Below are 23,191 nucleotides of genomic sequence, written 5' to 3' on the forward strand. Positions count from 1 at the left end.
ATGAATACGACATCTGAAAACATTCTCACCGTCCGCAATCTCAAGGTCGATTTTGCCACGCCAGACGGCACGGTCAACGCCGTCAAAGGTGTCGATCTCCACGTAAAGCAGGGTGAAACGCTCGCTGTCGTCGGGGAATCCGGCTCCGGCAAAAGCCAGACCATGATGGGCATCATGGGCCTCTTGGCTTCCAACGGCGTCATTCAAGGCTCGGCGCAATATCGTGGACGCGAGTTGGTAGGCTTGCCGGTCAACGAGCTGAACAAAATCCGTGGCGCGAAAATCACCATGATTTTCCAGGAGCCGATGACTTCGCTCGATCCGCTTTACAGGATCGGCGCGCAGATCGCCGAGCCAATCGTCCATCACCGGGGCGGCAGCAAGAAGGAAGCAAGGGCACGCGTTCTCGAACTTCTGAAACTTGTCGGTATTCCGGACCCGGAGCGGCGCATCGACAGCTACCCGCATGAGCTTTCCGGCGGCCAGCGCCAACGCGTCATGATCGCCATGGCGCTGGCAAACGAGCCGGATATTCTGATCGCGGATGAGCCAACCACCGCGCTCGACGTGACAATCCAGGCGCAGATTCTCGATCTTCTGAAGTCGTTGCAGCAGCGCTTCGGCATGGCAGTGGTGCTGATAACGCACGATCTCGGTGTCGTCAGGCATTTTGCCGATCGTGTTGCGGTTATGCGCCGAGGCGAGATCGTTGAAACCGGTCCGACGGAAGAGATCTTCGAGCGCCCGAAGGCGGACTATACGAGGATGCTTCTCGATGCCGAACCCAGCGGCCACAAGCCGCCGGTCGGCAAAGAAGCGCCGGTCGTTCTTTCTGGCCAGAACGTCACGATCGATTATGTGATCCCGGGCGGCTTCCTGTCGAAGTCACGGGCTTTCAGGGCCGTGGACAGCGTTAATGTCAGCCTTCATCAAGGGCAGACGATCGGCATCGTCGGTGAATCCGGATCAGGCAAGTCCACGCTCGGTCGCGCGCTTCTGCGCCTTGTCACTGCAGAGGGCCGCATTTTCTTCGGCAAGACGGAAATCACCGGACTTGGCCGAACGGCAATGAGGCCATTGCGGCGGCAGCTGCAGCTTGTGTTCCAGGATCCGTATGGATCTCTTTCGCCAAGGCAGACTGTTGGAGAGATCATCACTGAGGGTCTCTTTGTGCACGACCCACAGCTCAGCCGCGCGCAGCGCGACGAGCGAGCAATAGAAGCGCTGAAAGAAGTCGGCCTCGATCCCGCCGCCCGCAACCGCTACCCGCACGAGTTTTCAGGCGGGCAACGTCAGCGTATCGCAATTGCCCGCGCGATCATCCTCAAGCCAGATGTCGTCATTCTCGATGAACCTACATCGGCGCTGGACCGATCCATTCAAGGCCAAGTCATCGATCTCTTGCGTAATTTGCAGAAAACGCACAACCTTTCCTACATCTTCATCAGCCACGACCTCTCTGTCATCAAAGCCATTTCGGATTATGTCATCGTGATGAGAAACGGGAAGATTGTCGAAGAGGGAGAAACGGACGCGATATTCGAGCGGCCGGCGGCTGAATATACCAAAACACTGATCAAATCCGCGTTTTCGGCCGAAGTAACATCATAGATTACAGCCCGGCACTGCCGGGCTTTTTCTGGCGCCGTTACAAAAGATCCGGTTTGTGGAGGAGGTCGTTATTTCGCGGCCATGGCGGCCTTCCTCTCCTGTTCAATCCCGACCATGTCGTCACGTAGCAAACCGGTTCGATGATGTGCGAAAGCTGGTACCCGTCACAGGACTAAGCGACTTCCAAATTCATCACAAAATCCGCGGTTTCATGGGCATGAATGCGGGTAAAACGTATCAGCTCGTCGAAGTGACGTTGCATCTTACGGATGGCTTCAGCGTTGTTGAGCACAAGATACATGGCGCCGACGAAAAGTGCTGCCCGTTGCGAACCGAAGATCGTATAGGGCACGGAAAAGCGTTCTTTTTCATTGAACAGAAACAGCCGGAACGATGGGTATAGCTCGCTGATAAGTCCCGACATATGTTTGAGTTGTTCGGCACGTGTCTCGCGGTCCAAACCGCTCCACATACCGCGCCCCTGCGCAAAAGCTTCCAGCGTTTCGAGCGGCATGCAAACTTCCATGTCGGTACCAGGCTGGCGATTATAATCGAGTCGAAACGCCGTTTCGCTGGCCTGCGCCATCACACTCTGATGCGCGCCCATGGCCTCGAAAGCGATGATCTCGGGTGTGCGAAGCAGATCGGGAATGCGTGCCGGAACATAACGGATTTTGGTGCCTGCAGCTTCCGCATGCCACTTCATCAACAGCGTATCCGTATAATCAGCACCGCCCTCCTCGATCTCGAAACTTGGCCGCAATTCCCCCATCAACCCCTGATCATGGGAAAGACCGAGTAGCCAGTCGAGCGAGACGGAATGTCGCTCGGCGATATTCAGCAGCGTCTCCACACGCGGAAGCCGCGCCGAATCACCGGAAAGCAATTGCGAAAGTGCTGATCGATCAATGCCAATGGCGGCGGCAAAAGACGCCTGGCTGTCTTCTGACCTGTTCACCAGCTGGATCAGGCGGGCACGAAACAATTCTGCGAGCGCGCGTTTGTCCATAATTCACCCGTTTGTTTATAATTATCACCATAATGCTTAAACTGTTATCAAAATCAACAGTTGGTCACCATAAACCCGTTGTGGCTGGCTGAGACTGATGCGACCCTACGGTGACAGGGGCATCAAGAGTATGAAATGACAGACATATTGGCAAAGAAGACGGCGCGGCTGACTGGCATTCGCCGCAGAAGAACGCGTGACCGAATTGAATGGCCAACAGTCTCGCTGTTGGCGGTCTGTTACGGTCTCTGGATTTTCGCGGGATATTTTCTGTATCCGTTGTTTCCAATCGTTTCTCTGGTGCTCATGGGCATTGCAGTTGCCCTGCACTCCTCGCTCCAGCACGAGGTTCTGCATGGGCACCCCACGCGCAATGCACGACTGAACGAAGCTTTGGTCTTTCTGCCGCTCGGGATTTTCTACCCCTATCGCAGTTACAAGCGCACGCATCTGCAACACCATGCAGACGAGCGTCTGACCGACCCATTCGACGATCCGGAAAGCTATTACCGGGCCATGGGCGACTGGCAAAAGATGCCGTCGTTCCTCAAGGTCCTGCTGGGATGGAACAATACGTTCATCGGGCGTCTGGTCATCGGCCCTCCGTTGATGGTTGTTGGTTTCACGATATCCGAATGGCGCAAGATCGCGCAGGGTGATCGGCGGGTGATCTATGCCTGGACCCTGCATCTGGCCGGACTTGTTCCGACACTGCTGGTCATATCCCTGATTTTCGGCGTTCCAATCTGGCTCTATGTTAGTGTGGCGGCCTATCTGGGCATATCCATCATTGCCATTCGCTCCTATTGCGAACATCAATGGTCCGAACAGCCGGATGGGAGAACGATCATTGTTGAAAACTCCATCCTGGCTCCACTGTTTCTCTATAACAACCTGCATTTCGTGCATCACAAAATGCCGACAGCCGCCTGGTATAAATTGCCCTCCCTCTACAGCGAGAGGCGGGCGGAGTGGCAGAAGATGAATGACGGATATGTGTTCAGCAATTATTTCGAGGTGTTCCGCGCTTTCGCCTTCAAGGCCAAGGAACCGGTAGCGCATCCTGTCTTGAGACGGGACGAGCAAGTTTTAATCGCGTCACCCGTCGTGCCTGCCGCTCTGATTTTTTCTGACCATGCGATGCAGGAACAAGACGTGAGACTGGAAATTCCGTCGTGACATGGATCGCGGCACTGCCAATGTATGACTGGCCCGAACTGCGCAATGAGACGGACAAGCTGTGGGCCGATATGCGCACCCGTTTTTTAGCAGAGGGTATCGACGCTCCCAAAGGCCTCACCAGACGCAACGGCGATATGCCGGCGGTTCCGGGAGGTATTCGTGGAAAGGACGGCGCCATCATTGCCGCAGACCCTGCCACGCTCGATCCCGATGCATTGGATCTTGCGGTGCTCTGGCGGCATCCGGCTCTGCTGATCTCCGGCACCTGCTGGGGGCCAATGGAGTTTGGCCTGCAGGATCATGTGCAGGTGATTGGACAGAGCGATTATAATGGCATCAAGGGTGGTGCAGGCGAGTTCTATTCCAGCGCCATCATTGCCCGCATAGCAGACGGTGGAGAGGGTGCTGAACCTTCGAGAACCGGTGAGGCCGCTTTGCCGAAAGGATTTCTTAGCGGGAAAATACTGGCATTCAACGAGCACAAGTCATTATCCGGCTATCTCAGCTTGAAACGCGATCTGGAAGCAGAAGGCGCGGGCCTCGATCTGTTTGAAAATTGTCTCGAAACCGGTGCGCACCGCGCTTCCGTCATCGCAGTGGCCGAGGGCCGGGCGGACATTGCCGCGATCGACTGCAAATCCTGGATGCTTGCGCAACGGCATGAACCGGCCGCCCGGAGCCTTCACGTTATCGGCTGGACTGCACGGCGCAAAGGCCTGCCCTTCATCCGCGCCAAGGGTATCGATCTGCCTTTCACCATGTAAGGCACGAGCCTTACGGCTTTCAATCACATATCCGGTGGCGAGAAATCACGCAGGAGCAGCCTTGCCTTTTCCATGTCCGCAGACAGGGGCCGGTCATCCGAATAGGGCTGGAGGTGCTCGCGAAGCAGATTGTAGACCGCATTTGTTCCGGCTGCCCGCCCGGCAACATTTTCCAGGAAATCATGGGCCTGCACCCCGGCCATCCATTCGATGGCCAGAATATATTCTGCATTGTCGAGAACCGCGAGCAGCTTGTTGGCGGCTGCCGTGGGATGAGAGAGGAAATCCTCCTGTAATCCCGATGTCAGCCCTCCATCTGTGGAGGCAGGCGCGGAAAGACGTCTGCTATCGCCGACAAGGGCTACGGCCGTATATTGCGCGATCATGAAACCTGAATGGCTTCCGGCATCGGTCGCCAGAAATGGCGGCAGACCACTCACCAGAGGATTGACCAGCCTGTCGATACGGCGCTCGCTCATGGACGCAATCTGTGCAATGGCGATGGCGAGACTGTCTGCCGCCTGCCCCAATGCCGGGGCAACGGCATGGGCCTCCGACGAGACGATGGGCTGCTCGGGCGTGCCAAGGATCGCGGGATTGTCGGTGACGGAGGCGAGCTCTCGGTCAACGATGGAGGCGCAGGCATCGAAGATGTCGCGTGCAGCACCATGCGCATGCGGCACGGCACGCAGGCTTAGCGCGTCCTGTGTCCGCCTGCCATGAGCGGCGGCAACCAGCCCACTGCCTTCAAGCCGGGATCGCAGAGCGGCCCCGACGGCCGCGATTCCCGTCGAGGGACGCAGCGCGAGAACCGTCTCGTCAAAAGCGTCGATCTGGCAGCCTGCTGCTTCAAGCGTCAGCGCCGCTATGGCATCGGCCCAATCTAGCAGGTGATTGGCCCGCGCGAGTGCCATGCAGGAAAGACCGGTCGCACAGGCTGTACCATTGACGAGGCTCAGCCCTTCCTTGGCACCCAGCACGATGGGTTGAAGTCCCATTGCCGCCAGGGCATCTCGTCCACTCATAACGCGCCCGCCGAGCCGGGCCTGGCCCTCTCCGATCAGAACAAGCGCAACATGCGCGTTGTGCACCAGATAGCCCGCCGATCCGCGGGACGGCACGTCGGGAATACAATCCTGTTCCAGAAACGTCGACAGATGCGAGACGATCTCGCGTCGGACACCGGAGTGCCCATGGGCGAAATTGGCGATCTGCGCCGCCATGATTGCCCGAACTTCGCGAGGATCCAACAACGGGCCGACACCGCAGGCATGGCTGAGAATAATGGAGCGCGACAGCCGACCCTGCGCGGTGCGATCCACCACAGTGTCCGACAGTGCACCGACCCCGGTATTGATGCCATAGGCACGCACACCGCTTTCGACGATGCTGTCAACGATCTGGCTCGCCCGGTCAATCCGCAGATAGGCCGCGTCTGACACACGCAGTGCCTCGCCCTTGCCGATATGGGCCACATCGCGCCAACTCAATCCATCATCCAGTAGAACAGTCATGACGTTTTCCTATGATGCAGAAACGGCTGCGAGGAGCGGGAATTTTCCATCTTGAATACTGCCGGCGTTGGCCCGTGTCTCAATTACTGCTGTAAAGACGATAGCGGCTGCCGGGATAAAGGAGGCGGACAGAAGACACGATCCCCTTTGTCGACCATGTGCGACGACGCACGAGCAGGCATGGTTCCGTCTTGGAAATCGCCAGCAGCTTGCATTCCCAGGGCTGTGCGCTGACCGCCTCGATATGCTGCTCGGCTTTCACGATCGGTGCCACTCGCGTGAGATAACTGTTGGGTGTTACGAGGTTGAAATCCTGTTTGATGTAATCGGGCGCGCAGTCCGAATTGACGAAACGATCCTCGATTTGCATCGGCACGCCGTCTTCCGCATGCACAATGATCGAGTGCGCAGCAAGGCTGCCAGCCGGAACAGCGAGCGCTTCGGCAAGATCTGGATCGCAGGTTTCGATTTGAAGAAGTATGACCCGCGCGCTGTGAACACCGCCGTTGCGTGTTATTTCTTCGGCAATGTTGGGTACGCTCTGGAACTGCGATGTGCGCTTCTTGGACGCAACGAACGAACCTTTGCCGCGTACACGCACCACAAGCCCTTCGTCGGCCAGCTCACGCAAAGCGCGGTTGGCCGTCATACGGCTGACACCGAGAATATCGACCAGTTCGTTTTCCGATGGAACACGTTGACCGATCTTCCACTCACCCGCCTCGACGCGACTGCGGACATAGTCCTTCAGCTTTACATAGAGTGGTGAACTCTGGTCTTCGGTGCCCTGCGCGTCATGAGCGTTCTCAGATATCGGTGACATCACTTCCCGGAAAATCTTTCTGTCGTGATCCATAGCTATGACGTCACCAATACGCAGGGTTGTCGGCAAAGGGAGGGGCAATGCCACGCCCTTTGCCGATGGATTCAGTTCAATTTGTGTTCGGCCAGCCAGTCGCCCGCCACGACATCGAAACTGTCGTGATTGGCCAGACGACCGTTCATAACGACGAGATCTTTCGTCGTCAGGGCGGCAGAAACAGCATCGAGAGTGCTTGTCACAACGTCGCTAACTTTCGGTGTGGCAATCACTGGTACGATGTTCTGGGCGGGAAAGAGGTTCTTGACGTCTTCAAGCACGATGAGATCGTTTGCAGCGATGGCCGGATCGGTCGAGAACAGGTTTGCAGCATGGACCTGACCGTTGATGAGTGCCGAAAGGGTCAGCGGGCCACCGACGTCAAGCGATTTGAACGACTGGAACTCGAGGCCATAAAGTTCCTTCAGACCGATAATGCCTTCCTTGCGCGTTTTCCATTCCGGTGGACCGCCAAGTACGAGCTGCGAGGCTACGGGTGCGAGATCGGCAATCGTCTTCAGCTTGTATTTGTCAGCGGTCGCGCGCGTCACAGCCACGCTATCGGAATCCTGTGCTGCGGAGGGTGTCAGCATCGAGACGCCTTTCGGCAGAGCCGCCTTGAGCGCTGCGGCCACATCGCTTGGCGAATGGGCCGTGGCGTTCTTGTCGAGATAGCTCAGCGTCGCACCAGCATACTCCGGCAACAGATCGATTGATCCGTCCAGCAACGCAGGGATATAGACTTCGCGGCTACCGATGCTCAACTTCGTTTCGACGGCAACACCCTTGGCGGCAAGGGCCTTGGCGTAGATCGTCGCCAGAAGCTGGCTTTCGGGGAAGTCGGCGGAACCGACGATGATTGTCGTCGTATCGGTTCGCGGAGTGGCTGGCGCGGCCAGCGGATTGCTTTGCGCCAATGCCGAAGCAGCGGAAAGTGCCATGAGCGCAAATGCGCTGGCGGCAGTGATGATCCTGAATGCCATGCGAGCTTCTCCTTTATGTTGAAACAGTCGTGGAATAGAAAACCCGGTTATTTTAGAACCTCTAACGCTTCGCTCGACGCGTCAGGCCTGGTGATACGGTGACCCTCGATATGACGCCGATGATCAGATCCACGGTCAGGGCCAACGCACCGACGAGAACGGCACCTGCGGCCATCTGATAATAATCGTTCTGCGCCCGCCCATCGATGATCAGGCGACCGAGACCACCAAGAGAAACATAAGCGGCGATAGTTGCGGTCGAGATGATCTGAAGCGTGGCGCTGCGCAGACCGGAAAAGATCAATGGCAGAGCGCAGGGCAGTTCCACATCGAACAGAATATCGAGCGGACGTTTCCCCATGCCTCTTGCAGCATCCACCGCAGCGGGATCCACCGCCGCGATACCGGCGTAACTGCCAGTCATGATCGGCGGCACGGCCAGAAGCACGAGCACGATAAGGCTGGGTACGATAAAAGCCATATCGGATGCGAAAACGGGGCCAAAAACAATCACAAGAAGTGCGATCAGGCCGAGGCTTGGAAGGGAGCGCAGCGCATTTGCAAGACCCGCGATGAAGACGACACCGCGTCCCGTGTGTCCCACATAAAGCCCAACCGGCAAGCCAATCAGACAGGCGAGGAAAAGGGCCGCAAAGCTATAAGCCAGATGCTGACCGACGAGAACGATGACACCATCACTCCCTGTCCAGTGAGCTGGATCGCTAAACCATTCTATCATCGCGCCGCACTCCCAGGCTGCCACGGCGTCAGGCGGCGTGAAATGAGCAGAACAAGCCCGTCCAGCAAGGCTGCGAGAAGCACGCAGAGTACGATGCCTGCTATAATCGGCGTCAGGAACCGCAGCTGAAGCCCCTGCGTGAAGAGCAGACCAAGTTGCGGCGTTCCAACCAGTGCCGCTACGGAAACGATGCTGACATTGGAAACCACGGCCACACGCAATCCGGCGGCAATCACAGGGACCGCGAGCGGTAGCTCCACCACCACCAGACGCGCAACCTGTCTGTAGCCCATGGCATTGGCCGCCTGGAGGACGTCTGGCGAAACCGATTCCAAACCATCGTTCACTGTTCGCACCAGAAGCGCCAACGCGTAGATCGTCAGCGCGACGACGACGTTTAGCGGATCGAGTATACGGGTGCCGAGCACCAGCGGCAGCAGGACGAACAGCGCAAGCGACGGAATTGTGTAAAGAAGTCCGGCAACCCCCAGCAGGGTCGACCGGAATAAACCGGCCCGCTGCGCAATCCAACCGAGCGGCAGGGCAAGAAGCAGGCCGATCACCACCGGGATGACCGAAAGGCCTAGATGCCAGATGAAAAGCTCGAAAATCCGCCCGGATTCCCGGTAGAGCCAATCAAACCTCATGGCTGACCTCCGAAGCGACCGACCCGCGCGGCTTCGATGGCTTTGGCGACATCAGAGAGTGTGACGGTGCCGACAAGCTGGCCCGTTGACCCTACGATGACCCCGCGGCCGGAGGGCGAACTCAACGCTGCATCGAGCACATGGCGCAAACTGCTGCCTTCCGGCGCCAGCGTGCCACTGAGATTGAGATCTCCCTCACGCAGTGGCTGCCTGAGACCTTGCGCATCGGCCCATCCAATGGGACGATGTTCGGCGTCAGTCACCAGAACCCAGCGATCCGTTGCAACGCCACGAAGGCTGTCCGGTGTTGCGCCGAGCAAGGCTGTCGGCTCCGCACCGAGAGGGACTGCTCCGTCAAATTCTGCAAAACTCAGGAAGCGATACCCTCTGTCCCGGCCGATAAAGTCCGCCACGAAGGCATCTGCCGGGCGCGCCAGCAATTCCTCTGGAGTGGCGATCTGCGCAAGCGTTCCGCCGGCACGCAAAACAGCAACCTGATCGCCAAGCTTCAACGCCTCGTCTATATCATGGGTCACCATGATGATGGTCTTGCCAATCTCACGCTGCAAGCGAAGAAATTCGTCCTGCAACTGTGTGCGAACGACGGGATCGACAGCACTGAAGGGTTCGTCCATCAGCATGAATTTGGGATCGGAAGCGAGTGCACGCGCAACACCGACGCGTTGCTGCTGGCCACCCGAAAGCTGCCACGGATAGCGATCGGCAAAGGCGGCGGTTAGCCCTACACGCTCAAGCAACTCATGCGCCGTGCGCAGTGCTTTTTCCTTCGGCGATCCGTTTAGCCGCGCAGTGGTCGCAATGTTCTGAACAACGGTGCGATGGGGGAAAAGCCCGGCATGCTGGATGACATAACCGATACGACGACGCAGCAGTGCCACGTCCATGCCATCTGTCGGTTCGCCGTCAAGAAGGATCGAACCGGACGATTGTACGATCAACCTGTTGATCATCCGCAAGGATGTGGTTTTGCCGCAACCCGAAGGGCCGACGAACACGGTCAGCTTGCCGTTTGGCGCCGTCAGGGACAAACCGTTTACGGCAGTAGCCGCGCCCGCATATTGCTTGGTGACGTTGTCGAAGACGATCATGCAAATCTCTCCTGCGCTCTGTCTGCGCCTTCAGGCTCGGCAACTGTGATGACTGCCTAGGTTGTCTATACAAGCACGCAAATAGCGTATCCGCAAGATAGATCGATGAAAATATCCGCAACCCTGCAAATGACTAAACTTTAAGCATTTTGACCGCTATAGAGGCGCTGTATGCACATAGAGCAAGCGATCTCGGCGGCCGCAACTCTCTACGCCTTCAAACTGCGCTGCTTTGCCGATCAAGATCAGGCCCGCTCAACGAGACAAATTTGTTCATAAGCAACTCGTTGCTTCAATTTTTGTGCGCGGGAGCAGAATGGAAATACGAATTAATTCGTGCTGAAATTCAACAGATCGCGTGCTGATCGTGACTGAGACCGCAAAACAGGCGTTTTTGAAAACCACTCATCCACGGCGACTTGGCTCGAGAAGGCCATAAAGCCTTGTGGCCACCGCCATCGAACAATAGTATTACCGCGTCGTATTCAATTAACGAGGATAACATGGCAACAGGTACCGTCAAATTTTTCGCACAGGACAAAGGCTTCGGCTTCATCACTCCGGACAACGGCGGCCCGGACGTCTTCGTCCACATCTCCGCCGTAGGGTTTGGTGGTTCTCTTCAGGATGGCCAGAAGGTCAGCTACGATGTGGGACAGGACCGCAAGACTGGAAAGTCCAAGGCCGAGAACGTCAGCCTCATCTGATCAGCGTCTCTTGGCTCCGCGATTACTCGCGGGGCCAAATCGGTCCTGACTCCCGCTGACCTTAGGCTGTTTCCATCCCGTCGCTCCCGATCCGTGCCAAGCCGGATGCAAAAACTTCGGCGTCGATGGGACGGCTGAAAAGGTAGCCTTGGCCGACCGGACAGCCCATTTCGCGAAGCATTTTGCGCTGGGCCTCGGTCTCCACGCCTTCTGCAACCACAGTTAACCCAAGGGCGCGTCCAAGATCGATAACGGCCTGGACGATCACCCTTCTGGACGGCCTCGTTGCGAGTTCGCTGATAAAGGTGCGGTCTATCTTGATCTCGGTAACCGGAAAGGTTTCGAGCGAGCGCAGGTTCGAATAGCCTGTGCCGAAGTCATCGACGGAAAGGCCGACGCCGCTCTGTCGCAGCCGCTGAAATGCGTCCATCACGCCGGGTGTATCGCTGAGGAACATGCTTTCGGTGATCTCAAGCGTCAACCATGCCGGGTCGGCCTTGGTCAGGCACAGGACCCGATCCAGCATTTCGGCCATGTGATGCTGCAGGAACTCCCCGGCGGATACATTCACCGCAAAGCGCAAAGCCTTGTCGCGATGCGCGTTAATGCGCCGTGCATAAGCCGCGACGGTCGTCAGACTTCGTTCGGTCAGATCAAGCAGCAGACCTGATCGCTCGGCAGTCTCGACGAAACTTCCGGGGAGCTGGCTGCCAAACAGAGGATGATTCCAGCGTATCAGAGCTTCCGCACCCACCCACTCGCCGGTTGCAAGGTCTACCTGGGGTTGGAAGTGATACACAAATTCGTCATTCGCGACCGCGACCTTCAATTCGCGAGTCATTCGCACGCGTCGGCTTGCCTGTTCGTGATCCGAGTCTCGAAACCGTCGCGGACCACCCAGAGGGGCGGACTTGGCGGCCCACAGGGCGATGCCGGCATTGCGGATCAGCGAAATGGGTCTCGCCCGAGGCTGCCCCACCGCATAGCCGATGGCGAAACGCAGTGAGACACTCGCACCTGGCACGACGAAGTCAGCGGCAAGCGAAGCGGATACCGCTGCCACGATAGTATCCGCACTTGATCCATCCGCGAGCTCAAAAGCCAAAGCGAACTCATTGGCGCCCATGCGTCCCACCTGGGCAGCTCCCACGTCCCGCAGCCGCCGCCCGGTTTCATAAAGCAGGGCATCCCCGACTTCGAAACCGTATCCCGTGTTGAAATCGTGAAAACCGATCACATCCAGCTTCACGACCAAGGGCGTCGCTTTGGCATTGGTTGCGAAACGTTCCTCGGTAGCCAGGATAAATGCTTGACGGTTCAGGCAACCCGTGGTCGCGTCGAGGTTCGCGACACGATCCAGCGCGGTGTGCGCCTGGCGAATCGCCGAGACGTCGCGCAGTATGCCGACGTAAAATAGTTCTTCGCCCACCCAGGCAGGCCGGAGACTGAGACTGTTCCAGAACGCCGACCCGTCCTTTCGATAGTTACGCAGCGTTGAGTCCAGAGGCTCCGCCGCCTCGATCGCAGCGCGAATGTGGACGACCTCTTGTTGGTCGCGCTCGTTGCCCTGCAAATAGCGGCAATCTTTCCCGACGACCTCGTTCCGAGCGTAGCCAGTCAGATGCTCGAAGGCCTTATTGACATAGAGCAAAGGCGAATTGGCGCCCAAACGCTGTGCGATCGCGATCCCATCGGTTAGTTCTTCGACCAGCGTCGCAAGAATTGGCCTGATAGCGTCGGAGCTGAGAAGCGCATTGTCCGACATGACCGGCGCGGGCTGCATGAGGTGCGACTGCATGCGTTTTTCGAATTCTTCCATGACAAGAACCATGGACGGCGAACACAGACGGGGCAACCCGCAGCCGAGGCGGTTCCAGGACAAGCGTCAGCCGTTTTCGGACAAACTGATTCTCGCGCCATCGCCAGACGTCCGAAAGCGATCACGGTAGTCGGACGGCGTCACTCCAGCGTGCGAAACAAAGGCACGGCGCATCGCGCGTGTCGATCCAAAACCACTTCTCGCTGCCACCAATGCGATTGGCAGGCGGCTCCCTTCCAAAAGGAAGCGCGCAACGTCGATACGGGTCCGGTCGACATAGTCTGATGGCGATATACCGACCTCCTGCGAAAAAACACGCGTAAAGTTCCGCACACTCATGGCCGCGATCTTCGCCAAGGCGCTGACAGAGAGGTCCGCCGCCGGATGGTTCAGAACATATTGCTGGACGTTGTGTAGACGGCTGCGGTCGATAGCCTGTGCCGCCAGATGCACGCTGAACTGCGACTGATCGCCTGGTCGCTTCAGAAACACGACGAGTCGGCGAGCAACGTAGAGCGCAATCTCCCGGCCCAAGTCCTCCTCGACGAGGGAAAGGCTGAGATCTATAGCCGCGCTGGAACCGGCCGACGTGATCATCGCGCCATCACGCACAAAAACCCGGTCGCTTTCCACCCGCGTCTCGGGGAAGCGCTCGGCCAACAGTGACGCGAACTGCCAGTGCGTCGTAACACGCCGGTCTTTCAGTAGACCTGCCTCGCCAAGCACGAATGCCCCTGTGCAGACGGAGCCATAGCGCCGCGCCTGAGCCGCGATTTTAACAATCCAGTCGACAACACGCCCGCCCGGACTTTGCGGAACTCCGACGCTGCCGGCTACAAGCAATGTATCGGGGCTACCAAGGTACGCATCGAAAGCGCAGTCGGTCAGGATTTTTAGCCCCGATGCACAGCGGATCGTGCCCTCGTGCCCTGCCAAGACAGCAACTTCGTAGAATAACTTTTCAACACGGGCATTTGCTTCGGCAAACACGTCCATTAGCCCTGCAAGCTCCAGAGAATGCACGTCCTTTGGAACGAAGATCACGATCCGCATGAGAGTATCTTTCCCTGCACAAAGGACTCAAAGCTCTCGACGAGGATCTACGCGCCGACGCCGGTCTATGTGGCGACGGTTGCACAATGCTGAAGGTCCGTCAAAGTCAAAGGTATTAGCTCGAAGCGACGGAAGAACTCTGCACGCGCTGACTTTGTTCGAACTGCCGACCACTAACGGATGCTTTTATGATTGCTACCGCAATCCCAGCCGCCAGCCATTAGTGAACGAGATATTATCTCATTTTGTTGCCGATCTGAGCCCATCTGTTCGACATTATGAGGTCCGAATAGTCTGGGCTATGAACGCTTTTCGGCGAGGATAGACAGCATGTGTATCTGCGGCGGCTTGGCGAACAGGTCCCCTGCCTCTGCCTTCGCCATCAAGGCTGCAGCGACTTGGCCATTTAAGTGCGCATCCCTACCGTCCTCATCGTCGAACGTATCGAAGATTGCAAACGAAGTTGGGCCTCCCTGTATCGCATACCAGGAAATCGTGCCGGGCTCTGCATTGACCAGCGGTAAGGCTGATCGCAGAAACTCGGCGACCTCCTGTTCCTTGCCGGGCATTGCCTCGAGCGGAACGTAAAGCGCGAATTTGGTCATGACCACCTCCATGGGCACATCATTGTGCCGCAACTGAAGGAACGCGTTAAGCACGACAAATGTTCGGTGATGGACAATAAAAAGGGGTGTCGATGTAAAAATGCGATCCACGCCTCTGCACACATGAGGTTTCGATGATCAGTCGATTTCTGGATCGCCACCTAAAGCAACGAGCTGCTCTGTGTTGTCTATGTCCACCTTGGCGCTTTCGCCGATCTCTATATCGATGACGTCGAGACCAGATTGGGTGATTATCTTGCGCGCGCCGCTGTCGCCTATAAGCGCCATGAGCTGCGGGAATGCGGCGCGAGGAAAGACAACCGGGTTTCCCGGATCTCCATCGCACACCGCGCGAATAATCGCCTTTCCGTTTCTCTCCGCAAAAGCGTCGATGAGTGCGTCAATATCCGCAGGTTCAAGCAACGGCATATCCGCAAGCATGATCATAATCCCGTCGGGAGCTTGCAACGCGGCGCGCTGGACGCCGAGCACGATCGAGCTTGCCATTCCGTCACTGAAGTTGGAGTTTCTCGCGATGATCAGGTCGAGCCCTGCAATTTCGGCCTCGACGTCCGAGCTTCGGTATCCGGTCACAACAACCACAGAACGATTGCCGGCCCCAATAGCTGCCAATGCGGCCCGACGAACGAGGCTGGTTTCCCGAAAACGCGCAAGAAGCTTGTGCCCGGCACCCGCCATCCTGCTCGATCGTCCAGCGGCCAGGACAACCACGGCAACTGACACTCGTCTAGCTCCTGCCGCTTCCACACCGAACCTCACGCATAGAGGGACAAGCGGCTCGCCGCGATGTCGGCAAGGATGGACAGGGCAAGGGAGTTCGCATCGCGGGTTGGCCCGAAAAGCCCGATCGGCGCCCTTATCCGATCAGTATCTGCCCGGCAGAAACCGGAGCTTACAAGGAAATCGACCCGTCTACGGTGTGTACGGGTGCTCCCCAAGGCGCCGATGTAGAATGCGGGTGACCGTAACGCGGCTTGCAGAACGACCTGCTCGGCATCGAGGTCGTGATGGAGAAGAACAATGGCGGTGTACTGATCGATATCGGGCACAACCTTTTCGCTCGCTGTGCAGGCTACAACCTCGTAGCCGGAAGATTGGGCTATATCAGCGACCCTCTCGGCCTCTATACTTTGACCGGAAATCACGACACGCGTGCGCGGCCGATAGATCGTGAAAAAGCGGTCGTCGGCGTAACCGGCCCGCGATGGCGGCTCGACGATCTCGAGCTGTTGGGTCTGCCTCGTGTAGCACAGGCCCGTGGTCCGGCGCTGATAAAGCTGCTCAAGAACGCCGCTCAACATCTCGGTATTTTGCAGCACGTGGATCGACACGGTAATTCCACCACCGCACGGCAGGGCAATGTCGAAAAAGGGGGAGCCTAATCCGAATTTCACCTCCCTATCTCTGTTCTCGCCCATTGCGTCGAGCGCCTCGGAAGCGACCGCTGCCTCGATGCAGCCCCCCGACACATAGCCACAAAAACGACCATCGGCCGCAATGGCGACATGGGAGCCAAGCGCACGAGCCGCTCCCCCGCGAATTTCGACAAGGGTGGCAAGTGCCACCCTGCCTTTTGCAAGCTCCCTTATCGCAAAGCCAAATATTTCTTCCGTATCATCGGTGAGCAACGACCTGACCGGCGTCGGCTTTGTCGCAGCTTGGATATCCTCCTGAGGACAGATATCCGTAAGGGCGGCGATGTCGTCATGCAACATCCGGCAGCCCGCCTATGATCTTGTCGAGCGTCACAGGATAGTGACGCACCCTCACCCCGGTGGCATTGTAGATTGCGTTGGCGACAGCTGCAGAAACCCCGCAGAGACCAAGCTCGCCAACGCCCTTGGCCTTCATCGGCGACGACATGGGGTCTGCTTCGTCCATGAAAATCACTTCCTGATGAGGAATGTCAGCATGCACCGGAACTTCGTAGCCAGCCAGATCGTGGTTGACGAAGAAGCCTTGCTTCGTATCGACCGCCAACTCCTCGGACAGGGCTCCACCCACACCCATTGTCATGGCACCAATAACCTGGCTGCGCGCTGTTATCGGGTTCAGGATCCGTCCGGCCGCGCAAACGGCCAGCATGCGTCGAATGCGCGTTTCACCCGTGGCCACGTCAACACCGACTTCCACGAAATGGGCACCGAACGTTGACTGTTGATGGGCTTCGGAAAGATCGCCCCATTCCATTCCATCCTCGCCAACAAGGCCGTTTGGCGCAGCCGCCTCCGTAAGCGCTACCGAACGGTTTCCTGATCGAACCTGTCCGTTCTCGAACACGACGTCATCAGTGTTAAAGCCGAGTTTCTGCGCCACCGCCTCACGAAGCTTCACGCAGGCTGCGTAGACGCCGGAGGTAGAACAGTTCGCGCCGAACTGCCCGCCCGACCCCGCCGAAACCGGAAAGCGGGAATCGCCCAGCTGGACGGCTACTCGATCGACCGGCAGGCCCAACATCTCAGCTGCTGTTTGTGCGATGATGGTATAGCTGCCGGTCCCGATATCGGTCATATCGGTTTCAACCGTTGCAATGCCGTCAGCGCCGAGCCGAACCCTTGCTGCGGATGGGAGGAGAAGATTGTTGCGCAAAGCGGCTGCAACACCCGATCCGATAAGCCAGTTTCCTTCGCGTCGGGAACCCGGCTTGCCGCGCTGGTTCCAGCCAAACCGTTCCGCCCCGAGCTTGAGACAGCCGACCAGGTTCCTTTGGGTAAAAGCGCGCTCGGGCTTCTCAGGGTCGACCTGAGTGTCGTTGAGTATCCGAAACTCGACCGGATCGACGCCCACCTTTTCGGCTATCTCGTCTATGGCGATCTCGAGGGCCATCAACCCCGGCGCTTCGCCGGGCGCCCGCATCGCATTGCCTTCGGGCAAGTGGAGCGTGGCCAGTCTCATGGCAGTCATCCGGTTCTCACCCGCGTAGAGCAGTCGTGTCTGATTGACAGCCGTTTCCAGCTGGCCCCCAGGCTGGTCACCCGACCAGCTTTCGTGAGCAATCGCGGTGATTTTGCCGTCCTGTGTCGCTCCAATGCGAATACGCTGGATTGTCGCCGGCCGATGCGTCGTGTTGTTCGCTATGAACGGACGGGGAAGCGCGACCTTGACCGGACGTCCAGTAGCCTTTGCTGCAAAGGCAGCGAGCACCGCGTCGGCCCGCAAGAAAAGCTTACCCCCGAAACCCCCGCCTATGAATGGCGACATCAAATGGATATTGTCCTTGTCGATACCAAGTGTAGTCGCCAGATCGGATCGCCACCAATCAATCATCTGGCTGGACGTCCAAACGGTCAGTTTATCGCCATGCCACGCAGCGATGGACGCATGGGGCTCCATCATGGAATGTGACTGATCTGGAGTGGTATAACTTTCGTCGAGAGTGACCGGTGCGCTCTTGAAGGCTCCCTCGAAGTCACCGACTGCCGTGTCGGGCTGCTGCTTCTCGTCGGGCTTGACCGCACTGTCCTTGGCCTTCTTGAGATCGAAGCTCCCGGGCGCAGTTTCATATTCTACTGTCACAAGCGAAGCTGCGGCGCGCGCCTGCTCGAAGGTTTCTGCGACGACCACTGCCACCGCCTGGTGATAGTGCTGGACTTCATCGCCACCAAAAAGATTGGCTGTGTTGAATTTACCCTTCTCGCGCTTGCCCACGTCCAAGGTGGTGACAACCGTCAAAACGCCGGGGGACCGCTTTGCGGCGTCGGTCGATATCGACCGGATACGGCCCTTCGCAATCGCGGCACCGACCGGATACCCGTAGGCGTAAGGAATATTCGGATCGTGCCATTCGTAGGCATACATTGCTCGGCCCGTCGTTTTCTCTTGGCCGTCAATGCGTGGGATAGGCTGACCGACGACTTTCATCCGGTCGATGGGATTGTTGATTGCGGGTGTGTCGAATTTCATGGTCGTTATCCCCTTGCCTCTGCGATCACCGCACCGATCGTTCGTTCCACGAGGGTTATCTTGAAGCGATTTTGCTCCGTCGGGCGAGCGTCGCCGAGAAGTGCCGCGCTTGCGGCTTTTGCACCGCTCTTCAGCTCCCGGTCACCTGAGCCTGTTCGCCAGGGTTTGTGAGCGACGCCACCGACAGCCACGCGGCCGGTGCCATCCGGCTGGATCACCGCAGCGACGGATACGAGCGCAAACGCGTAGGAGGCCCGATCGCGCACCTTGCGATAGATATGCTTGCCCCCAATTGGCTTCGGCAGCGTGACCGCAGTTATGAACTCGCCCGGCTCCAGGACCGTCTCGATGTGTGGGGTATCGCCGGGAAGCCTGTGAAAGTCTGCGATCGGGATTGCGCGGCTACGGCCGTCGCCATTGACCGTTTCGACGGTTGCGTCGAGCGCCCTCATCGCAACAGCCATGTCGCTGGGATGAGTGGCGATACAGGATTCGCTGCTTCCAACGACTGCATGCTGTCGCGAAAAACCGCCAAGGGCCGAACATCCGCTTCCCGGCTGCCGCTTGTTGCACGGTTGGTTGGTGTCATAGAAATACGGACAGCGCGTGCGCTGTAGGAGATTGCCCGCGGTGGTGGCCTTGTTTCGCAGTTGACCAGATGCCCCGGCGACCAGGGCGCGGGTAAGCAAACCATAGTCGCGACGGACAGTCTCGTCGCTTGCCAGATCGGTATTGCGGACCAGAGCCCCTATGCGCAGACCGCCATCAGAGGTGGTTTCGATCTTGTCGAGACCAACTCCGTTGATGTCGATGAGATGCGCCGGGTGCTCGATCTCCAGCTTCATCAAGTCCAGGATATTTGTCCCGCCGGCGATGAATTTGGCTTCCGGATTGGCTGCTGCCGCTTTCGCTGCCGCCTGAGCCGTTGTGGCTCGCTCGTATGTGAAGGCTCTCATGCTTCGATCCCCCCGACTTCGGCAATTGCATCGAGAATGTTCGAGTAGGCGCCGCATCGACAGATGTTTCCGCTCATTCGTTCCCGAACTTCTGCCGCGGTGACTTCCACCTTTGCGGAAATGTCTGCAGTGGCGTGGCTTGGGATATTCGACTTAATTTCCTCCAAGACCGCCACGGAGGAACAGATTTGTCCGGGAGTACAGTAACCACACTGAAAACCGTCGTGTTTGATGAACGCGGCTTGCATGGGATGCAGGTTTCCAGGCTGTCCGAGGCCCTCGATGGTGGTGACCTCGTCACCGTCGTGCATCACAGCCAACGTCAGGCACGAATTGATCCGGCGTCCATCCACCATCACGGTACAAGCGCCGCACTGTCCGTGATCGCAGCCTTTCTTTGTGCCGGTTAGATGAAGGTGCTCGCGCAAGGCGTCGAGCAAGCTCGTGCGATTGTCGAGTTCGAGATCATGCATCTCGCCGTTCACTTTGAAGGAAACACTTGTCTTGAAATTCATTTCTTCCCCCGAGGACTGTGCTGCGGCTCCTTTTGCCGCAACTCCCGTGACAGCAATTGCCGCCGCCGAGGAAACAAGTAAGTCCCGCCGCGAAAGTTCCAAATGTGAGTGATCTCTCATCTCCAGCTCCATTCGTTGTTGATGGCCTGGCGCACTCGGAGAAACGCCATATCTCAACATAGGGAAGCAAAAGAAGATGATTAGATGCGCCTTTTCGCTAACACTTATTAGCGAGGCTCATAAATCGGCATACGCGATCCATGGGGCAGCCACCGTCAGCCGCCCACTGTCACCCAGGCCGTCTTTCGAGAGATGGAGTAGACCACGCGCTCATAAAACTAACGCATCTGGCAGAGTTGCGACAATTGCGACCCCGTCCAGCGCCTCGCGAGTTCGCTGGCATCCACCGTGCCGGGCAGCAGGCTTCCCAGCTCACCGCCGATCTGAATTTGAGCATCGGTGATTTTGCATGCTCTTTCGTTGACTGAAACGATCACCGCAATCTCCGACTGCATCGGTGGCATCTCGAAAAGCGCGTCGGGAGGGCTTTCGCAAGTAAACTATGGCCGTAGCTCTGAGAGTGGAGTTTTGATCCACGCCACGGCAAAGTTCTGCGGATTGCACGCGGAAACTGCGAGTTTGGTTGGGCCCGGCTGGGAGCTGCTCACAAACCTGTGCTGAGGAAACTGCCCCTGCAATGAGCGGCCATTCAGGCCGCCCAACCAGAGAAAAGCAATTTGCGAAAACGGGGGCGGTTGAGGCGACGAGCGACGCCATACATACAAACAGCGCTGGGATAGGATGTTTCACGGTGCCACGCTCCTCCACGTCTTTCAGACAGTTGTAAAGCTGGATTGCGGCTTTTTCGCTTCGAATGCAGCAGGAGCCGGTTAATCGATCCGTATATGCGCCGTTTGGTCAGGCTTTTCTGGCGGGGAGGATGGGCGAGAAAACCAAATCGATTGGCGCGATAGCGCTCGTGTTTTGAGATGCCGCTTGCATGATGGCCGACATCCATCTGGTACCTTATCACGACAACGGATGAATGAGAAAAGTTTAGTCGGCTCCAAGTTTCCTGCGTCAAATGGCATAAAAAAAGGGCGGCCAGAGCCGCCCTTTTTATGGAATATTTACGCCGCCCCTGGCCGATTGATCGTCAGGAAGTGACGAACGACGGGTTTGTCCGGACCAACATGGTAGGTCAGAACCTTTCCCTGCACGTCTGCATCGGCGTTGGAAACCCGCTTGTGCTGGCGGAGGTGCTCAGCCCAGGATTCCACCATGAACCACTCGACGATCTTTTCCGGATCGGCGGAATCTTCCGTCACACCCCACCCATAGGCACCATCGCGGCGGCGTTCTTGAGACAGGTGGTCGAGAGCACGCAGGAAGGCTGAACGATGCTGTTTCTCGACCTTGTACTCGATGAGGATCAGGACAGGACCACGGTCATGAGCAACAGGCTCGGCGACCAGCGGTTCCGGCCAGTGGTTGGACGGCACCATGTCGGCGTCACCAGCCGGGAGCTTTACGCGGTGCATGATGAACCCTGCAACGAGCAAGCCAGCTGCACCGATAAGCAATGTCGTCTGAATTCCAACGGCTTCGCCCACAGCACCCCAGCCGAGGCTGCCCGCCGTCATGGCTCCGTTGAATACGGTCAGATAGACAGCGAGGCCACGCCCACGCACCCAATTGGGCAGAACAGCCTGGGCTGCGCCGTTCAGGGTCGTAAGGGCGGTGATCCAAGCACCACCGAGGAACAGAAGAGCGATAATGGCGACGATCTTCGGCGGGGCGAGCGAAAGGACACCCATGACAACTGCGGTGATCACCGCTGCGCCAAGAAGCAGACCATCCGAGCTCAGGCGTTCGCGTAGCCTCGGCATGACCAATGCTCCACCGATCGCACCGGCGCCGACCGCACCAAGCAGAATACCGTAGAAGCTGGCATCACCACCCAGCAGTTGACGGGCAACCAGCGGAAGAAGTGCCCAGACGGCACTGGCGAATGCGAAGAAGATGGCGGCACGAAGAAGGACGACATGCAGGGGGCGGCTTGAGCGAGTGTAACGTAGGCCAGCCCTGAACGCACCGAAGAAGTTCTCTTGTAGAGCGTCGTTGGCGTTTTTGGCACGTGGCCACCACACCAGAGCCGCGATAACGAAGATGTAGCTTGCAACGTCTGCGCCATAGGTGATCCCCGCCCCGAACGCTGCCAAAAGCAAACCGCCAGCAGCTGGGCCGATGGAACGAGCGATATTGATGCCGAGGGAGTTGAGAGCGACAGCGCTCTTCACGTCCTCGCGTCTCACCAGTTCAGGAACAATCGCCTGCCAGGTCGGGCCCATCAATGCGGCACCAACGCCGCCGAGGAAGGTCAGGCCGATCAGTGCGCTCACGGAAAGCATGCCTGTCTGCGAGAGGACCATCAGCGAGATACTTACGGAGGCCAGCAGGAGCTGGACCGCAATCAGGAACTTGCGGCGATCCAGAATGTCGGTGAGAACGCCTGCCGGAATGGCAAGCAGGAAGATCGGCAATGTTCCGGCCGCCTGAACCATGGCGACTGCAGCAGGCGATGCCGAGAGGTCCGTCATCAGCCATGAGCTTGCGACATCGCGCATGAAGCTTCCGGTATTGCCGAGAACCGTTGCAATCCACAGGACCGCGAAGACGGGCTGTGCGAGAGGAGCAAAAGTGCCCCCGGATGTTTTCGCGGCGCTCATTTACCCGCTCCCTTTGCAAGGTCGGCCGCTGCAACGAAGATGAATGCACCGGCCAGACCGACGTGTTCGAAGAAGGCGTTCGTTGCCATCATGCGGTCCATGCCGGGCGCCATTTCCCAGAAGCGAAGAGCAATGAACGTTGCGAGAAGCGTAAAGCCTGCAAGTGCGAGCGCGCCTGCCCAGCGCAGGAAGCCCGAGACCACCATCGCGGAGGCCGTAAGCTCGAACACGATGACGACGACGGCAAAGAGAGCAGCAGGGCGCAGACCGAAATGATTCATCTCAGCAAGCGCGCCATTGAAATCGAAAATCTTGGTGAGTGGACCCTGGATGTAGGCAGCGCAGAGAGCAAGCAGCGATACAGTTCTCGTAATGGGAGAGCCGACGACGCGTGCAAGTCCGCTCAAGGCCGAATTCGATATAGGGGATTGGTAGGTCATATCCTGCTCCTTTTTGGTCGCTGACG

23 protein-coding genes are annotated in these 23,191 nt (G+C 57.9%); 4 read left to right on the forward strand and 19 right to left on the reverse strand.

What is annotated here, in order from left to right; genetic code table 11:
- A complete protein-coding gene (locus QE432_RS02625; RefSeq protein ID WP_065687444.1) occupies positions 1–1,611 on the forward strand; it encodes an ABC transporter ATP-binding protein in 1,611 nt (536 codons plus the stop codon).
- Positions 1,612–1,783: 172 nt separating this feature from the next.
- On the opposite strand, the gene QE432_RS02630 is transcribed toward QE432_RS02625, so the two are convergent.
- On the reverse strand, positions 1,784–2,620 hold the full coding sequence (locus tag QE432_RS02630; protein WP_019566842.1) for a helix-turn-helix domain-containing protein: 837 nt from the start codon (positions 2,618–2,620) through the stop codon (positions 1,784–1,786).
- A 135-nt stretch (positions 2,621–2,755) separates the two neighbouring features.
- On the opposite strand from QE432_RS02630, the gene QE432_RS02635 reads away from it, so the two are divergent.
- Positions 2,756–3,799, forward strand: a complete 1,044-nt coding sequence (locus tag QE432_RS02635; protein WP_065705723.1) for a fatty acid desaturase — start codon at positions 2,756–2,758, stop codon at positions 3,797–3,799.
- A gap of 20 nt (positions 3,800–3,819) precedes the next feature.
- Positions 3,820–4,566: a PhnD/SsuA/transferrin family substrate-binding protein gene (locus QE432_RS02640; protein WP_065687446.1), complete on the forward strand. Its 747-nt coding sequence runs from the start codon at positions 3,820–3,822 to the stop codon at positions 4,564–4,566.
- Positions 4,567–4,589: 23 nt separating this feature from the next.
- On the opposite strand, the gene QE432_RS02645 is transcribed toward QE432_RS02640, so the two are convergent.
- The 6 genes from QE432_RS02645 to QE432_RS02670 all read right to left on the reverse strand — a co-directional run bounded on the left by QE432_RS02645 (position 4,590) and on the right by QE432_RS02670 (position 10,417).
- On the reverse strand, positions 4,590–6,080 hold the full coding sequence (locus QE432_RS02645) for an HAL/PAL/TAL family ammonia-lyase (protein WP_065705719.1): 1,491 nt from the start codon (positions 6,078–6,080) through the stop codon (positions 4,590–4,592).
- 79 nt (positions 6,081–6,159) lie between these two features.
- On the reverse strand, positions 6,160–6,903 hold the full coding sequence (gene hutC / locus QE432_RS02650; RefSeq protein ID WP_174012265.1) for a histidine utilization repressor: 744 nt from the start codon (positions 6,901–6,903) through the stop codon (positions 6,160–6,162).
- 104 nt (positions 6,904–7,007) lie between these two features.
- Positions 7,008–7,922: an ABC transporter substrate-binding protein gene (locus QE432_RS02655; protein WP_003518329.1), complete on the reverse strand. Its 915-nt coding sequence runs from the start codon at positions 7,920–7,922 to the stop codon at positions 7,008–7,010.
- 61 nt (positions 7,923–7,983) lie between these two features.
- Positions 7,984–8,661 (reverse strand): ABC transporter permease, encoded by a 678-nt coding sequence (locus tag QE432_RS02660; RefSeq protein ID WP_003518330.1) that lies wholly within the window; start codon positions 8,659–8,661, stop codon positions 7,984–7,986.
- Entirely contained in the window at positions 8,658–9,308 is a 651-nt protein-coding gene (locus tag QE432_RS02665) for an ABC transporter permease (RefSeq protein WP_003518331.1), read from the reverse strand. The genes QE432_RS02660 and QE432_RS02665 overlap by 4 nt, the downstream gene beginning before the upstream one ends.
- Positions 9,305–10,417, reverse strand: a complete 1,113-nt coding sequence (locus QE432_RS02670; protein WP_111800920.1) for an ABC transporter ATP-binding protein — start codon at positions 10,415–10,417, stop codon at positions 9,305–9,307. The genes QE432_RS02665 and QE432_RS02670 overlap by 4 nt, the downstream gene beginning before the upstream one ends.
- Positions 10,418–10,920: 503 nt before the next feature.
- Between QE432_RS02670 and QE432_RS02675 the strand changes: the two genes are divergently transcribed.
- On the forward strand, positions 10,921–11,124 hold the full coding sequence (locus QE432_RS02675) for a cold-shock protein (RefSeq protein WP_003518333.1): 204 nt from the start codon (positions 10,921–10,923) through the stop codon (positions 11,122–11,124).
- Positions 11,125–11,185: 61 nt separating this feature from the next.
- Here the strand turns inward: QE432_RS02675 and QE432_RS02680 are convergent, their stop codons facing one another.
- The 12 genes from QE432_RS02680 to QE432_RS02735 all read right to left on the reverse strand — a co-directional run bounded on the left by QE432_RS02680 (position 11,186) and on the right by QE432_RS02735 (position 23,165).
- Positions 11,186–12,943, reverse strand: coding sequence for a putative bifunctional diguanylate cyclase/phosphodiesterase (locus QE432_RS02680; protein WP_306623317.1), 1,758 nt, complete (start codon positions 12,941–12,943; stop codon positions 11,186–11,188).
- A 66-nt stretch (positions 12,944–13,009) separates the two neighbouring features.
- Positions 13,010–13,996: a GlxA family transcriptional regulator gene (locus tag QE432_RS02685; RefSeq protein WP_306623320.1), complete on the reverse strand. Its 987-nt coding sequence runs from the start codon at positions 13,994–13,996 to the stop codon at positions 13,010–13,012.
- A 299-nt stretch (positions 13,997–14,295) separates the two neighbouring features.
- Positions 14,296–14,601: a putative quinol monooxygenase gene (locus QE432_RS02690; protein ID WP_035252727.1), complete on the reverse strand. Its 306-nt coding sequence runs from the start codon at positions 14,599–14,601 to the stop codon at positions 14,296–14,298.
- 138 nt (positions 14,602–14,739) lie between these two features.
- On the reverse strand, positions 14,740–15,345 hold the full coding sequence (locus tag QE432_RS02695; protein WP_306623323.1) for a nucleotidyltransferase family protein: 606 nt from the start codon (positions 15,343–15,345) through the stop codon (positions 14,740–14,742).
- 32 nt (positions 15,346–15,377) lie between these two features.
- On the reverse strand, positions 15,378–16,337 hold the full coding sequence (locus QE432_RS02700; protein WP_306623326.1) for an XdhC family protein: 960 nt from the start codon (positions 16,335–16,337) through the stop codon (positions 15,378–15,380).
- Complete coding sequence (gene paoC / locus QE432_RS02705) at positions 16,327–18,525, reverse strand: aldehyde oxidoreductase molybdenum-binding subunit PaoC (RefSeq protein WP_038494776.1); 2,199 nt, start codon at positions 18,523–18,525, stop codon at positions 16,327–16,329. The genes QE432_RS02700 and paoC overlap by 11 nt, the downstream gene beginning before the upstream one ends.
- 5 nt (positions 18,526–18,530) lie before the next feature.
- Entirely contained in the window at positions 18,531–19,481 is a 951-nt protein-coding gene (locus tag QE432_RS02710) for an FAD binding domain-containing protein (protein WP_003518347.1), read from the reverse strand.
- On the reverse strand, positions 19,478–20,116 hold the full coding sequence (gene paoA / locus QE432_RS02715; RefSeq protein WP_003518348.1) for an aldehyde dehydrogenase iron-sulfur subunit PaoA: 639 nt from the start codon (positions 20,114–20,116) through the stop codon (positions 19,478–19,480). Before paoA ends, QE432_RS02710 begins: the two co-directional genes overlap by 4 nt.
- Before the next feature lie 218 nt (positions 20,117–20,334).
- Positions 20,335–20,511 (reverse strand): hypothetical protein, encoded by a 177-nt coding sequence (locus tag QE432_RS02720; protein ID WP_003518350.1) that lies wholly within the window; start codon positions 20,509–20,511, stop codon positions 20,335–20,337.
- A gap of 194 nt (positions 20,512–20,705) precedes the next feature.
- Positions 20,706–21,014, reverse strand: a complete 309-nt coding sequence (locus QE432_RS02725) for a hypothetical protein (RefSeq protein WP_141566664.1) — start codon at positions 21,012–21,014, stop codon at positions 20,706–20,708.
- A 112-nt stretch (positions 21,015–21,126) separates the two neighbouring features.
- A complete protein-coding gene (locus tag QE432_RS02730; RefSeq protein ID WP_306623330.1) occupies positions 21,127–22,725 on the reverse strand; it encodes an MFS transporter in 1,599 nt (532 codons plus the stop codon).
- On the reverse strand, positions 22,722–23,165 hold the full coding sequence (locus tag QE432_RS02735) for a DoxX family protein (protein ID WP_003519413.1): 444 nt from the start codon (positions 23,163–23,165) through the stop codon (positions 22,722–22,724). The genes QE432_RS02730 and QE432_RS02735 overlap by 4 nt, the downstream gene beginning before the upstream one ends.
- Between the last annotated feature and the right edge of the window lie 26 nt (positions 23,166–23,191).

Source organism: Agrobacterium sp. SORGH_AS_0745 (assembly GCF_030818995.1).
Classification (GTDB): domain Bacteria; phylum Pseudomonadota; class Alphaproteobacteria; order Rhizobiales; family Rhizobiaceae; genus Agrobacterium; species Agrobacterium tumefaciens.